This window comes from Acetivibrio mesophilus (assembly GCF_004102745.1).
GTDB lineage: Bacteria > Bacillota > Clostridia > Acetivibrionales > Acetivibrionaceae > Hungateiclostridium > Hungateiclostridium mesophilum.
Genome location: NZ_RLII01000001.1, coordinates 110,471 through 125,080, shown reverse-complemented (window position 1 = coordinate 125,080; position 14,610 = coordinate 110,471). Strand labels below are relative to the sequence as shown.

Here is a 14,610-nt window from a genome sequence, read left to right as displayed (position 1 = left end):
TTTACCTCGCTTTCGATTTCGGTTTATCTGATTTGGGATGCGGCTTATTTGCCCTGGCATTTTGCTTTGCTACCTGCGGCTGTTCTTTTGTTGATTCACGTTTAGGCTCCGCCTGTTCCTTTCGAGCAGCTTTGATTTCCCTCAGTTCTTCGCGTACTGATCTTTTCGCCGGCTCAATAATACCCTCGGCGGCTTTCCCTTCGTGATCTAAGATAGGCTCGGACGGACGGGATTTCTCCGTCGTCGCCGTTGTGGGGTTTGGGTTGTCGGCTGGCTCAATAACCGGCTCTACTTGGTCTGGCTTTGCCATAAGCTCGTCGATAAAAGCATCCGTACTTTTTTCGGCAGGAGTTTCTTTTACTGCTGGTGCTTTTTGTGATTCTTTGGTTGCCTTGCTTTTCTCAATTTCATTTTTGATACTTGCTGTATCTACGGTAGCCAGCTTGAAGCGCTCTACAATACGGTTGATTTTTGATGCATCCTCTGCTCGTACCATGACGTCACACATACCGTCCAAACTTTTTTTATCCCGCAAGGCACAATAAAGAACACCATAGCGCTTAGCCTCCTGACAAAACTTTTTCAAGTCCACATTGCGTACAGCAAAGACCTTTAATTCTTTGCCACTTCGTAATAAGCTTTCCAGGCGGATTTTACCCTTTGTCCTTTTCTGGTCTTTCAATACAGCATACAAATAGGTGGCAAGGTTTTTTGCACCCTCACCGGAGATTTTCGCCATTACCTCGATTCCTTTAAGACTCATATTGACGATTTGATCCGCTGCGTCGGCTCCGCTGTTCATATTCCTTTGCCTCCTTTCTTTGATGAGTTTCCTCCTGTCTGACCTGAAGCAATTTCTGCTTCATATCCTCAGAACGACTTAGAATACCCCCACAAAGCTTCACCTCCCTTCGAAGTAGTGACAACTTCTTTGTAAACCCTGCAATCTGTTCTTTGTACTCTATTTTCTGCGTATCATCTTTACACCGCCGTAGTCGATAGTAGAGAGATTTACGAGAATCTAATAAGGTTGATATTTCCTGGTTAAGCCAATTCTGAAAGTCAAGAAGCTGCTCTTTGCTTTCAATGTGATTGCTGCATAAAAGCCTTGTTTGAGCAGTTAGTTCCTCCATGTGCCGTAGATCCTCCCGTAATAAAAAATGCGTCCGTTTCCTGGACACACGCTGTTTCGGTAAGATACCCATTTTGTACAGATAGTGAAAATAGAGAGCTTGAAGGCCTGTAAGTTTTCTTTTATTTTTAAGTTTCATACCGCCTCGTATGGTATATCGTTTTTGTTTTGGTTCAGACAGGATTTGTGGCCTTTTTGGTGTGCGGTTATGGAGTATCCTTTCCTTAATGATTTCCTCGGTGTAATTATCGCCCAGAGTTTTTAATCGAACAAAGCGTTCCTTTCCCGGCGGACGCACTGCCATGTATTTCACACCGGTTTTTACCTCATATCCCTGTTTACGAAGGTTAGCAATAAACTGTGTAAAAGTCATAGATTCATCAATCGCCTTATCTACATCTTCACGAATAAGGCCACGCCAGGTAGGTTTACTTTCCTGTTCAGACTTCCATTCAGCATAGTGCTTGGATTTGCCCCTCTGCGGGTTTTCAATGACAGACAGGGAGTATTCCCGGCACAACCGGTCAGAAGTTTGTCGCATAAGGGAGTAGGTAGTCTTATTATCGTAATACCGTTTGCCATTTTTAAAGGAAACAGAATTAAGCACAAAATGATTATGGAGATGATTTTTATCAAGATGGGTGGAAACAACCACTTCAAAACGGTCACCCCATAACTCCTGTGCCATTTTTACACCAATAGCATGAGCAGTTTCTGGAGTAGCTTCCCCAGGCGCGAATGACTGATAACCGTGGAAGGCAAGAATGCCGTCCATCTTCTGAAACTGTAGCTTTGTCTTGGACATTTGCTTACAGGCAGTTTCAGGATAACAGTTGATACCGGTAACATAAAACTGTTTCTCAGTCTTTGCATCCTGTACAGTATATTTTAGAACCTCCTGAAGGCCTCGAAAGTCAGAACTGTTAAAATCAAGGTTCTCTGTTTTATCCGGATTTGTAGTATAGTCGATTACCCGGTCAAGGCGGTCTGTAACATCCCATATCGCTGTGGTCGCCATAGATTATCGCACCAGCTCTTTTGCCCTTATCGCCGGTCTGAAGGGATACTCACCTGACATGTCGTGAGTATCACACACTCTGGCAACAACATCATGCAGGTATGCACGGGTATTGACCTGATAGCGGTCAACAATAAGCTTCAATGGGTTTTGAAATTTCAGAAGATAATCAATATCTCTTTCATAATATCCGTGAATATTGGTCATATAATGCACAACACGCTTAACAGCGGCAATTTCAGCAGCTTTATCAAAAATGCTCTGTTTATCGAGTTTCAAAACTGACGCTTTGTAGTCTGCAAAATTCCTTTCTATACGGCGCATAAGTTTTTCCTGCTTATCAATCATTCTATCCATTTTCAACTCTCCTTTCCGGCGAAGTAACTGCCGTCTGTATATCCAGCACGGCTTTTCGGAGCCGGTTGGCTTCATACTGAAATGTTGTGCGGTCAATATGCCCTATAGCATTTGCCCTTGCAGCAATCTGGTTTAAGTTGCTGCCAATAGCGTGAAGCTCTTTCATCATTGCATAATAATCGGGAGGGGGAAGTTCCTTTGGTACATAGCCATTGATGAGGGTGCGTATATAGCTTTCCTGTGAAAGTCCTGATTTTTTCACCTGCTTTTTTAATAACTGACATTCTTGTGCATTCAAACGGAACGTTATTTTGATGCTTCTTTTCAACATATAAAACCTCCTGTTCTGTTAAGGGTTTCAGGGATTATCCCTGACAAGCGAATAATGCCAGCATTATTCAGTGCTTGCTACAACATAGGACACCCGTCTTATGTTGAAATACTCACTGTAGGTGTTAGATTACCTGCCGAAAAATAAGAGCTGTCATCGCTCATGTTCATGTCGTTTTTGCTTCCTAAACCGTTCTTCCATCTCTTTTTCTTTTACGATAAATTCCACACCGGCAAAGTGTTCTGAATCAAGGATGTATTCTTCATTTCTGTACGCCTGCCGAACCTTTTCTTCGGCCTGTAGCTCATTTTCCGCCTCGATTTCAACTGTCATGCAAAGGCTTTCCTTGATTTCTACCTGATATGTTTTCATAAAACGAAGCCTCCTTTCTTGATTTTTAGGCAAAGAAAAAAGACGCTGATTTTTCAACGCCTTTAATAAAAGTTTGTTTATTTGATAGAAACTAAGATAAACTTTCCATTAAAATTACTTTACTGATTGCAAATAGTATCTATCTCATTTTTAAGTTTTACTTCATTTATTAATGTACATTTATAGTGAGATACTTGGACCTGCATCAAATGTTGAAGAAAATCAGGGCAAATATAGACAAAATCACAAATAACTCCTCTTAATTTTTGAGATAATTGCATTGAATATTTCTGTTTTAATAGTATCGTTCTTACAATATTTAGAGCTAACTGCGGATTTTCTCTTAGAACAATATCTAAAATTCTTGTCCTCATAGCTTCTTCATATTTATCATCATACCAAATGTCTCGAGATAAATTATACACAATAGCATCAATATTCAAAAAAACTGTATCTTGTAATCTCGAACTGTACTCCTCCGGTTTGCACTTTATAATATTTTCTTTAAAAGCCCAAGTATTTTTTAAACACCATACATCGATAATTAAACCATTACAATCAACTTTGTATCCGCCAAATCTGTTTTTTTGCGGACTATAAGGAAGTAATATGGATTCTAATATGCAATCATCAGTATCAACCACTATATCGAAATCTCTAGGAATTTTGTTTAATTCATTATCCTTAAACTCTCTTAAGGCACCCCCTATAAGTAGGGTTTCTCCGCTATTAGAAATTGCACTTAATAGCTTATCTGTTTTGGGGTAATATTTCATAATATAGTTCATTTGATGTATAAAATCTCTACTCATTAATTATATCTCCATTATGGCAATTTATAGCCTGTTAACTCTTTGTATAAATTGACTGCATATGAGTCAGTCATCCCAGATATATAGTCTGTAATTAGTTGCATCTTTTCATATAGTGACAGTTCTGAAAATTCTCTTTCACAATTTTTATTATAATCAAATTTTGCTATGTACTTAAAGTTTGGTGAAATAATAGAATATAGCTTTCCTGCATAGGTTCTAGTATCTTCAATATTCGTTGCTTCAACTATCGCAGGAATAAAAATATCTAATAATCCCTTAATAACCTTATCTCCGATGAGTTCTAAAGTAAGTACCTCTTTGCAATTGAAACAAGAATTTCGAGCAATATTTTTCAAATATTTAATAAATGGCTTTATTTCATCAAAATCAAGCAACTCATTTATTCCAAACTCTCCATTCATAATTTGGTTATAATGATTAATAAAACTATTTTCTGCATGAACTAACATAAATCCCTGCGCCGCATTTCTAAAATTCAAAACACTTGCAGACATTTTTTCAGGTATACTATCTCTCATTGTACTATTTATTTTATCTAATCTATCAAATAACGGCTTATAAAACTCACCAGTAAACTCTTTTTGAATATTTTTAAACTCTTTCTCCCAATCTATTTTTTCTTTTTTAACGCCATCTTCAATATCATCACAGATATATGTAATATCATCTGCCGCTTCTAAAAGAAATGTAGCAGGATGCCTGATGCCTTCTTCTAATCCAGTTGCTTTCCAGATGGCTTCAACCAATCCTTTCTCTGACTGATAATATCCATACTTATTCTTAGCTTGTTTCTTATTCGGCTTTGTATCAGCATCATTTGAACTCCACGGATACTTTATTAAAGAAGCTAAAGTTGCATACGTTAAATTTGCACCGTATTGATCATTAAGCATCTGTAACTTAGTAACAATTCTAAGATTTTGCACATTTCCGTCAAAAAACAGAAAATCTTTCATCTGTTCATCTACCATTATATCTTCTTTTTTTAGATTACTTATTATTTTCTTATAATGTGAACCATCAAACCAATCCGCAAACCACTGTCTGATAACTGTTTCGCCGTAATGACCAAAAGGAGGATTTCCTAAATCATGTATTAGTCCGGCAGTCTGAAGTAAAGAAATTAACTCTTCAACCTTAGTAGCATCAAAGGTAGGATCAATTTTAGTATCCAAAATTTTCAACCCAACAGCTTTTCCTAATGATTTAGCAAGTGCTGAAACTTCCAAAGAATGTGTTAATCTAGTCCTTGTAAAATCATTTTCCTGTAAAGGAAAAACTTGTGCTTTATCCTGTAATCTTCGTACTGATGAAGATCCAACTATTCGATCATAATCTAATTCAAATGCATTACGATGTCGGGCTGACGCACTCGAATTTCTTATACGTTCACTAGATAATAATTTTCCCCAATCTAATTTGTAACCCATGATCCTATTCAACCTTTCTTTATTTTATCGTACTAACCACCCATAATCCTGCCTGCAATCCACAATATAATCAACAAACACTGTCTGATCCTTGATTTGATACAGAATCAGATAATATTTTTCAACAAACATCTTATGATACTTATTTACGGGTATAAATTCTGCATTAAGAAATGGAAATCGTTCAGGCATTATAGAAAGAGAGCGAATAGCATTCATAAGATCGTTTTTTGCTTTACGTGCAGCAGTAGGGCTTTTCTGTGCCAAAAACCGTACGTGGCCCGCCAGCATTTGACGGGCACGGTCGGAAACAATAACCTTATACTGAACCTTCTTTTCCATTTTCCACCTCGTCAATTATGCTTTCGAGATAGCTATCCAATTCATCTGGGGTAACACCGGCACGGCCAGCCAAGCGGTCTTCCTCAACAGCCAACAATTCTTCTCTTAGCTTCAGCATTTTTTCTCGGCGTGTAAAAGCCTCTATATCCATAACCACGAGATCACCCTCACCGTTCTTGGTGAGAAAAACAGGTTCTCCGGTGGACTTGCACAAAGCTGCAATCTCATTATAGTTTTGCCGGATACTTGCGGATGGTTTAATCTGCATGGTATCAACTCCTTGTAGTAACATTCTAATCATATTATACTCCTTTCATGCTATGATATCAATTAGCAATTGTGTTATCTTACATATTCTTGTGGACATTGCGACCTCATTTTAAATTTCAAATAATCATTATAATCCTTCCCATGCTTAGGCGGCTCATCAGAAACGATATATGTGGATGGCAAAATAGTTTGAAGCGTTTTTGCTGCCAGCCGACCAGCCATATCGTTGTCTAGGTGCAAAGCAATTTCTTTGATTTTAGGAAAATCTTTTAAGTATTGCATGAGCGCAGCAGGTAGGGTGTTTTCTTCAATAATTTTCTTCGGCATATAAACTCCAGCAAGGGATAAATAATTATCCTTTCTCCAGTCCCTGCAGGAGAGTAATTCCAAAGTGCAATATGATAATAAATCAATAGCGCTTTCAAACAAGTGTAGCTTCTTACATTCATTCCTAGCCGGGATAGAAAAGGAGAAGTGCTTATCGCTTCCGCTCACTTCTCCCATAAACCTTCTACCCGATGTGCCCCGAAGTGTACCATACCGGGGAATATCGTGCCGATCAAAGCCTACAAATACTGCATTGTGATAATCACAGCTCTCATATAGCCGGTTAGACTGGATGCAGTAATCGATTATTTCTTTGTGGATGCCACGTCCAATAAGATAAGCAACCACACGGTCGTTGTTTCCATTTTTCCCTGGCAAAAGCAGTTTTTTATGCTCAATAGTTTTCTGTGGCCTTGGTAAAACAGGCGGTATGACAACCGCCTGTCCATCTATCTGAATTACAGCTTCTGGGAATGACATACCCCGCACCTTAATCAAATAATCCAATGCGGAGCGCCCGCCGATATTGCGCGACCACCAGTACCATTTCCCATTGCTAATCTTCAAGCTATCATGGGTACGGGTAGTATAAACATTACCGGAGAAACGCACCAACTCCTGAGGTTCGTAATGTTGCAGATAAGTTAGCAGATCCATTTGCTTTGCACGTTCAATCTGCTCCGGTGTTACATAGGGCATCAGTTACCACCTCACCTTTCATAGCCCATGCTCTTTCTTTCAGGTGCATTCATATCCTCGTCCGGTTCAGCATCCAACACTTCATTTTCATGCTTATCCATATTGAGTAAAATATTCAGCTCTGCAAGCCGCGCAGACTTTGTTTGCAGCTCTACTTCCTTTTCAAAGGGGACATCAACCTGCTGCCTTGCTGTCTCCAACTGCTGGTGGAGAGTTTTTAACTGCTCTTTGCAATAATCCAGCTTCTTCGGGATTTCAGCAAGAATATTATTGAGCCTTGTAATATTGCCGTAGATGTCCGTACCCAGTGTAACCGTATGGCTCATAGAACCCCTCAAAGTGATTTGGAACTGCTTATTGAAACTGTCAAAGGAAAACAACATCGGAAAGCCCATGTAGCTGCCTAATTCCTGCGGTTCCGGGGAAGTCATCTGCTTGCAGGCTTCCAGTATGGCTGCGCCTGCTTTTGCTTTTTCGGTATAGTAAATACCTTTCACAGACATACCAGCAAATTTACTGTCCTCTGAACTTTCCACAGCATGTTCCAATTCACTTTGCTGCCTATACAAAGCAAGGTCTTTTTCATAGCCTGCTATGCGTTCCATTGTAGACTTGATTTGCTGGGGGAAATACTTTAGCAGCCTGTCTTCAAGAGCATACCGCTGGCTTAGATGATTGGCTTTCAGTAATTTCAACTTGGAAACCTGAATATCTAGATCCATCTTTTCTTTTATGTATGGGTTGCCTGTGGCCAGCGCCTTCACCTCGGCATAGGAGAGTGCTGTTTCGTCAATATCCTCGGCAGAGCGCACTGGAGACTTCGAAGTCATAATCTGCGATATGAATCGCTGCTTGTTCTCAAGTATCTGGTAGAGATAAGCATCAAAGGTGTTTTCGGTTACATACCGGAAGATATACACTTCATCATTTTTGTTGCCCTGCCGTACAATACGTCCGGAACGCTGTTCCAAATCCCTTGGCCGCCATGGACAATCCAGGTCATGCAGTGCAATCAAGCGATCCTGTACATTGGTTCCTGCACCCATCTTGAATGTAGAACCTAACAGGACTCGTACCTGCCCTTTTCGTACCTTTGCAAACAGTTCCTTTTTCCTGGTTTCCGTGTTAGCATCGTGAATGAAAGCAATCTCATCGGCAGGAACACCACGCTCTATGAGTTTTTGTCTAATATCATCATAGACGCTAAAATTTCCGTCATTCTTCGGTGTGGATAAATCACAGAATACAAGCTGTGTCAGCTTATCACCGCTATTCTCCTGCCAAATACGGCATACATTCTCCACGCAAGCATTTACTTTGCTTTTTTCATGGTCCGGAAGTACAGGATTTGCAAGGCGCTGGTCAAGGGCAAGTTTACGGCCATCGTTGGTTATTTTGAGCATGTTATCCTCATAAGGCTCCACTTCCTTGGCACGTACCCGTTCAGCTCGAACAGCAAGCTCAGTTACCATATCTTGCTGGAATTCGCTTGGCTTTACTGCAATATTGCAGTAATTAGCTTTTGGCACAGGGAGGTTTAGCATATCCGCAGTTTTTATATCTGCAATTTCTTTGAACATGTTCATGAGCTCCGGCAGGTTATAGAAGCGTGCGAACCTTGTTTTCGCCCGATATCCTGTACCTTCCGGCGCAAGCTCTATAGCGGTTACAGTCTCCCCAAATGTACTCGCCCAGCAATCAAAATGCTGAAGTCCGTTCTTACGTAAGGTCTCATACTGCAGGTATCTTTGCATGGTGTACATCTCGGTAATGGAATTGCTGATTGGTGTTCCAGTCGCAAAAATAATGCCGCGCCCTTCAGTCAGTTCATCAAGGTAACGGCATTTCATAAACAGGTCTGATGATTTTTGCGCCTCAGTCTGGGATAAGCCAGCCACATTACGCATTTTTGTGTACAAAAACAGGTTTTTATAAAAGTCAGCCTCATCCACAAACAGCCGGTCAACTCCTAATTCCTCAAAGGTGACTACATCATCTTTTCGGCTGGTATCATTAAGTTTATCCAGCTTTAGCTTCAAAGACTTCTTAGTCTTTTCAAGCTGCTTGATAGCAAAACGCTCTCCGCGTTCTTGTTTAAGTTCACGGATGCCGTTGGTGATCTCATCAATCTGTTCTTCAAGCAGCCTTTTTTGTCTTTCAACTGAAATCGGTATTTTCTCAAACTGGCTGTGACCGATAATTACAGCGTCATAGTCGCCAGTGGCAATACGGGCACAAAATTTCTTACGGTTTTTGGTTTCAAAGTCCTTTTTCGTCGACACAAGGATATTGGCAGAGGGATAGAGCTGCAAAAACTCCGCCGCCCATTGCTCGGTCAGATGGTTAGGTACAACAAACATGCTTTTCTGGCAAAGCCCTAGATGCTTGCTTTCCATTGCTGCAGCTGCCATTTCATAGGTCTTGCCTGCACCTACACAGTGAGCTAACAGTGTATTATCTCCATACAGTATGTGTGCCACCGCATCCACCTGGTGCTTACGCAGGGTGATTTCCGGATTCATTCCTGTAAACCGGATGTGGTTGCCATCATATTCACGGGGACGGACAGAATTAAAACGGTCATTGTAAATTCGTGTTAGGCGCTCCCTGCGATCAGGGTCTTTCCATATCCAACTCTGGAACGCTTCTTTAATGGCTTCCTGTTTCTGTTGGGCAATAGCGGTTTCCTTTTTGTTCAGAACACGCTTTTCTACGCCGTCCTCATAAACCGTATCAAAAACTCGTACATCCTTGAGGTTCAATGTTTCTTCAATAATCTTATAGGCGTTAATGCGGCTGGTACCATAGGTCATTACTGCCTTGATATTGCCGCTGCGGTCGTCGTTTTTACCCTTGATGTTCCAGTTGGCGGTATAAGATGAATAGAAAACATCAATATATCGCCTGTACATATATGGGGTTTCCAAGAGCTCAAATATAAAATCCTTTATTACATCCGGAGGAAGCCATGTGGCGCCCAATCGGACATCGATTTCAGATGCACTCAAATCCTTTGGTTGTACCTTTTCAAGTGCTGCAACATTTATGCTGTAAAGATCGGGCTGCATTTCGGCAAACTGCCTGGCGGTCTTAAGCTTTTCCCGTACATTGCCGGAAAGATAGGCGTCCGAGGTTTCAAATACCGGTTTCCCTTCGCTGTCCAACTTTTCAGGGTTGCGGAATATAACACCTTCCAGGTCCTTTATAAGCTGTTCCTCTGAAAGACCGGTAAGGCTTTGCATAAAGCCAATATCCACGCAGGCTTTTTCCGCTATGGAGATCGCTAATGCCTCAGTTGCAGTGTCTACATGGGTAACAACAGCTCGCTGCCGGATGGTGCGTTTGGTGAACATGTCAGCCTTACGTTCCAGATTGCCATCTTCGTCCAGAATTTCAAGGGAACAAAGCAAGCAGTAGGAAGAATCATCCGAAAAGGCCATGTTGTTGCCGCGGCTGCTTAAAAGTCCGTATTTTGCAGTAAATTCATCATACAACTTATTCAGCTTGCGCTGCTGCTCACGTATCACATCATCGCTGTAGTCTTCAGTTTGGTATTCAATAAGATCCCGGACACAATCTCTAATGGCAATCATGCCTTTTATGCGGTTGGCTGCTGTAACTGAAACTTCCACCTTGTTCATCCGGCTGTTTTCCCGGTAGTAAATCTCGCCGTCCACAACGGTATAACTAAAATTACGCACATTGGGATCTGCCGGAATTGAGGCATCTTCTTCCTCAACTATTTCGTCTGGCTCATATTCGGTGATTTCCGCATGGATGTTCTCCAATGCTTCACGTAGAAGCTCTGTAAGATCAGCATTCTCATAAGGCATACAGGTGGTTTCACTGGCGTTGCCATACATTCTGTCATCAAAAGCCATCGTTCCCAGCACCATATCAGGGTTATCTGCAAAGTAGCGGTTAATAGGAATGCCGTCCTGAGTTGTAGAGAGGTTTACCCAATCCGGTTCAATATCAATCACTCGATCGCGCTTTTGCAGGAATATGATGTCGGCCGTGACTTCAGTGCCGGCATTCGCAAGAAAAGCATTGTTTGGAAGGCGTACAGCACCCAAAAGTTCAGCCCTTTGCGCGATATATTTACGGACTTCCGGATTCTGCTTATCCATTGTGCCTTTAGAAGTAATAAATGCAATAATGCCCCCAGGCCGTACCTTATCAAGTGTTTTGGCAAAAAAGTAGTCATGGATAAGAAACTTATATTTATCATACTTTTTATCAGCTACTCCATAACTGCCAAAAGGTACATTTCCAATAGCAAGGTCAAAAAAGCTGTCAGGCAGATTCGTTTCCTCAAAACCTTGTATTGCAATGTTTGCCTGCTGATAAAGCTGTTTTGCAATCCTGCCTGAAATACTATCCAGTTCAATACCGTACAGTTTAGAGTTTTTCATCCTGTCGGGGATAAGCCCAAAAAAGTTGCCGATACCGCAAGCAGGCTCTAAAATGTTGCCCGTCTGAAAGCCCATGTTTTCCAGACAAGCATACATGGCTTTGATGACAGTGGGGGAAGTATAATGAGCGTTTAATGTAGAGGCTCTTGCGGAAGCATATTCATCTGCGTCAAGCAGTTCCTTCAGCTCAGTGTATTCCTTAACCCATAGGCTGTTCTTTTCATCAAAGACCTGTGGCAAACCACCCCATCCTACATACCGGGACAGAACTTCCTGTTCTTCCGGTGTCGCAAGCCGGTTTTCTTCTTCAAGCTTGTATAAAAGTCTGATAGCAGCAACATTCCAGGCATATTTGGCCTTTTGACCACCATGCCCCAACTCATTGTCGGTGATATGGAAGCTAATACGGTGCTGTTTAGGTTTTCCCGATGCAGAATCAATGATGTTCCTTGGTGCTTCCTCATTTTTTGTTTTTAGTCCTTTATGCTCTTCCGCCTGTTCTAAAATGCCCTTTACAAACTCGATGCTTTCTCTACGGAAAATTGGGAAACCAGTGCTTTGCTGAAAAGTGATATCCCGCAGGCTGACTGTTCCTGTCTCTTCGTTAATGGCATCAATACAAAAACGTCTGTCCTCAATGGAAATTTCCATACCTATAGTTATTTCTTTTTCGGCAGGTTCCTCTTTCTCTTTCTGACCCTCCGGAAGCTCAAGCTCCATGTCAAATTCTACATACTGCTTTTTATCTTCTTTTCCTTTTTCAAGTTCAATGGTGAATGTATCTCCCTCACGGGTGATGGTTACATCCCCGCTTTGCTTTACCCATTCCGGTGCGTTGGGGTCATCCGCATGAATGGTTACACTATCTCTTTTTTCCGTAAGATAGTCCTGGTACGTTCGCTGGAATACATCCTCGCTAAACCATTCTTTAAACTGCGGCAGGTTGATGTAAGCTTCGTAAAAATCCGGATGCATTTCTCTCATAGAGTGAGCAATGCGATCGATTGCAGCATCAAGCTCCTGTTTTGCACTGTCCGGATCGGTATTCCTGTCTCGCAGGTAGGGGTAAATCTCATCGTTTCGTATCTTGTTGATAATTTCGGGCAGGTATGTCTGGTAGATGTTGCGAGGAGACAGTTTTTCCGCTTTAAGTACAGTCGGCTGCTCAGTTATTTCCTTCTGCACAAGAAGATGATCATTCAGAGGGTTATCTCTAAGCATTTCCTCAAAGGCTTCACGCTGAAATTGTTTAGTGAACAGGGGGCAGTTTACATCACGAAGCTCTACCGAATTATTGTCAAAAGATAAAATCTCGTATTCCTCCGCACCGATGTACACCGTATCTCCAAGGTGAAAGCCGTATTTAGCCGTATCTTTAGAGACGGTTAACTCAGTTTGAGTAGGTGTAGGTTCCCGGTTCAGGATTTGTCGCGCATACGCTTCCTCGGCAAGTCTCCGACGCTGTTCTTCTATTTCCTGCTGTACTACAGGAAGGCGCTCCTTTTCCTTGCTGTTTAAATACCTGTCCGCAGCAATCAGTTCACCAAGTCGTTTTGCAACCTGATTCCATGATAGTCTTATTTCAGGGTTTGTTAGAAAGCTGCCGCTTTTGCTAAGGGATATCCCTTTTCCATCATGCCATTGGTTTCCTCTGGTTCCATCGATGAAAATATGTGTGCCGCCACCAATTCCATATTCATGCTTTAGAAAATCAATGGTTTCTTTTGCACTGTGTAGTTCCTGATAATGCAGGTATACACGGTACTTGCCATCCTGAAAACCTGTACCGCTGCAAAGCAAATGATCGATTTCTTCCTGCGAAATAGAAAAAGCGGAGGTTTTTTTATCCTCCGCATGCTCTATGGCTTCAATTTGCTGTTCAACTGTAGGGAAAAGATTTAGCTGTAAACCAACTCCGTCAGTACTGACTCTTCTGCTGAGTATCGTAGGTTGTTCATGTGTCCCGCCCAGCCCATCGGGTCTATCGCTTTGTCCGGCGCTGGATTGCTCTTCAGAAGTTTCATCGTGATCATCTCTATTCGTTCCTTCGCTATCCGGTCGATTTCCATCAGGTGGCTGTTCAGTATCCCCGACATCACCAGGCTGGCGTATGTTCCTTTCCTGTGATTTTTCAGGTATGTCCTGCGCAACATCCCATATTTGCCGATGTGCATCTCTTCCTCCGGCAGCGCCAGATCCGGTACCAGATAATCGCCCTGCATTGTGTATGTCAACTCCATGATCATCCTTCCTTTCAACCCTGATATCTTCACTTTTATTGTGTCGTATGTCCTTGCTTTTTGCAAATGTACGGTTTTGATTTTTTTCTGCTCTCTGAATATTTTTTACTGTTGCACTGATTTCCTTTAAAATCATTTCTGAAATATCGCTTGTTGCAGCACCTAAACTGGATATTGTTTCAAGGGTATTGAAATTAACAATGCCCTGGAAATCATCAAAGCTGAAAAATTCATCGGCAGGATATCCGCAACGGACTAAAAGCATATATGCCACAGAATTTTTAAGTGCATTTTTAAAGATGACTTCAACATTAAGATCGTCCAGTTCTTCGAGAAAGCTGTTTTCCCTGCTGTACATCAGGTCAGAGAGGTAATCAGGGAAATTATCTTCGACAGTGTTGAAAGCTGCTGAAATAAGTGCTGCGGGGATATTACTTTTGTCCTTAAGATCACCAAAAGCATTTTCCAGCGTTTCTGTCACATCTTCAGAATATCCATCCCTTAATGACCAAAGGACAACCGGACGGTTATACCGGCTGTTAGTATCCGATACATCAAACACATGACGAAGGGTTAAACGGTTTCCGCTGTCATTTATAAGGGCAATGCCTTTCGCACCCCGGTTTACCCATCTGCCGAACTTCTCATTCCATATTTCAATGGGAGCACAGGCTGTTGCATCAGGGCGCTGGGCAAAAATAAGCAATTGATCTTGAAACGGATATTTATAGTTCCAGGCAGCAGTTTTCAGAAAGGATATCCAGTTGCCAGGTGTTTTAACAATATCTTTTGCCGTATTTTGAGAAAGCTCTGTAATCAGCTGCAGCTTTGTTGCCAACTT

General features: G+C 41.6%; 11 protein-coding genes. All 11 read right to left on the bottom strand.

Features of this window, described 5'->3' with window-relative positions; genetic code table 11:
• Position 1: 1 nt before the first annotated feature.
• The 11 genes from EFD62_RS00595 to EFD62_RS18355 all read right to left on the bottom strand — a co-directional run bounded on the left by EFD62_RS00595 (position 2) and on the right by EFD62_RS18355 (position 14,607).
• Positions 2-802, bottom strand: a complete 801-nt coding sequence (locus EFD62_RS00595; protein ID WP_128705572.1) for a PcfB family protein — start codon at positions 800-802, stop codon at positions 2-4.
• Entirely contained in the window at positions 753-2,150 is a 1,398-nt protein-coding gene (locus EFD62_RS00590) for a relaxase/mobilization nuclease domain-containing protein (protein WP_128705571.1), read from the bottom strand. The genes EFD62_RS00595 and EFD62_RS00590 overlap by 50 nt, the downstream gene beginning before the upstream one ends.
• 3 nt (positions 2,151-2,153) lie before the next feature.
• A complete protein-coding gene (locus EFD62_RS00585) occupies positions 2,154-2,507 on the bottom strand; it encodes a hypothetical protein (protein WP_128705570.1) in 354 nt (117 codons plus the stop codon).
• A complete protein-coding gene (locus tag EFD62_RS00580; RefSeq protein WP_128705569.1) occupies positions 2,500-2,838 on the bottom strand; it encodes a plasmid mobilization protein in 339 nt (112 codons plus the stop codon). The genes EFD62_RS00585 and EFD62_RS00580 overlap by 8 nt, the downstream gene beginning before the upstream one ends.
• A gap of 153 nt (positions 2,839-2,991) precedes the next feature.
• Positions 2,992-3,210 carry a DpnD/PcfM family protein gene (locus EFD62_RS00575; protein ID WP_128705568.1) on the bottom strand — a complete coding sequence of 73 codons (219 nt, stop codon included), beginning with the start codon at positions 3,208-3,210 and terminating at the stop codon, positions 2,992-2,994.
• 119 nt (positions 3,211-3,329) lie between these two features.
• Positions 3,330-4,022, bottom strand: coding sequence for a hypothetical protein (locus EFD62_RS00570; protein ID WP_128705567.1), 693 nt, complete (start codon positions 4,020-4,022; stop codon positions 3,330-3,332).
• Between the two features lie 14 nt (positions 4,023-4,036).
• Positions 4,037-5,476, bottom strand: coding sequence for a dGTP triphosphohydrolase (gene dgt / locus EFD62_RS00565; RefSeq protein WP_128705566.1), 1,440 nt, complete (start codon positions 5,474-5,476; stop codon positions 4,037-4,039).
• A 24-nt stretch (positions 5,477-5,500) separates the two neighbouring features.
• Positions 5,501-5,818, bottom strand: a complete 318-nt coding sequence (locus EFD62_RS00560; protein ID WP_128705565.1) for a type II toxin-antitoxin system RelE/ParE family toxin — start codon at positions 5,816-5,818, stop codon at positions 5,501-5,503.
• Entirely contained in the window at positions 5,796-6,086 is a 291-nt protein-coding gene (locus tag EFD62_RS00555) for a type II toxin-antitoxin system prevent-host-death family antitoxin (protein WP_103080947.1), read from the bottom strand. The genes EFD62_RS00560 and EFD62_RS00555 overlap by 23 nt, the downstream gene beginning before the upstream one ends.
• A gap of 74 nt (positions 6,087-6,160) precedes the next feature.
• Entirely contained in the window at positions 6,161-7,114 is a 954-nt protein-coding gene (locus EFD62_RS00550) for a DUF3991 and TOPRIM domain-containing protein (RefSeq protein WP_128705564.1), read from the bottom strand.
• Between the two features lie 11 nt (positions 7,115-7,125).
• On the bottom strand, positions 7,126-14,607 hold the full coding sequence (locus EFD62_RS18355; RefSeq protein WP_128705563.1) for a DEAD/DEAH box helicase family protein: 7,482 nt from the start codon (positions 14,605-14,607) through the stop codon (positions 7,126-7,128).
• Positions 14,608-14,610 lie beyond the last annotated feature (3 nt).

Coding starts and splice junctions, on each gene's coding strand:
- EFD62_RS00595 (WP_128705572.1), bottom strand. CDS start 802: ATGAACAGCGGAGCCGACGCAGCGGATCAAATCGTCAATATGAGTCTT.
- EFD62_RS00590 (WP_128705571.1), bottom strand. CDS start 2,150: ATGGCGACCACAGCGATATGGGATGTTACAGACCGCCTTGACCGGGTA.
- EFD62_RS00585 (WP_128705570.1), bottom strand. CDS start 2,507: ATGGATAGAATGATTGATAAGCAGGAAAAACTTATGCGCCGTATAGAA.
- EFD62_RS00580 (WP_128705569.1), bottom strand. CDS start 2,838: ATGTTGAAAAGAAGCATCAAAATAACGTTCCGTTTGAATGCACAAGAA.
- EFD62_RS00575 (WP_128705568.1), bottom strand. CDS start 3,210: ATGAAAACATATCAGGTAGAAATCAAGGAAAGCCTTTGCATGACAGTT.
- EFD62_RS00570 (WP_128705567.1), bottom strand. CDS start 4,022: ATGAGTAGAGATTTTATACATCAAATGAACTATATTATGAAATATTAC.
- dgt (WP_128705566.1), bottom strand. CDS start 5,476: ATGGGTTACAAATTAGATTGGGGAAAATTATTATCTAGTGAACGTATA.
- EFD62_RS00560 (WP_128705565.1), bottom strand. CDS start 5,818: ATGGAAAAGAAGGTTCAGTATAAGGTTATTGTTTCCGACCGTGCCCGT.
- EFD62_RS00555 (WP_103080947.1), bottom strand. CDS start 6,086: ATGCAGATTAAACCATCCGCAAGTATCCGGCAAAACTATAATGAGATT.
- EFD62_RS00550 (WP_128705564.1), bottom strand. CDS start 7,114: ATGCCCTATGTAACACCGGAGCAGATTGAACGTGCAAAGCAAATGGAT.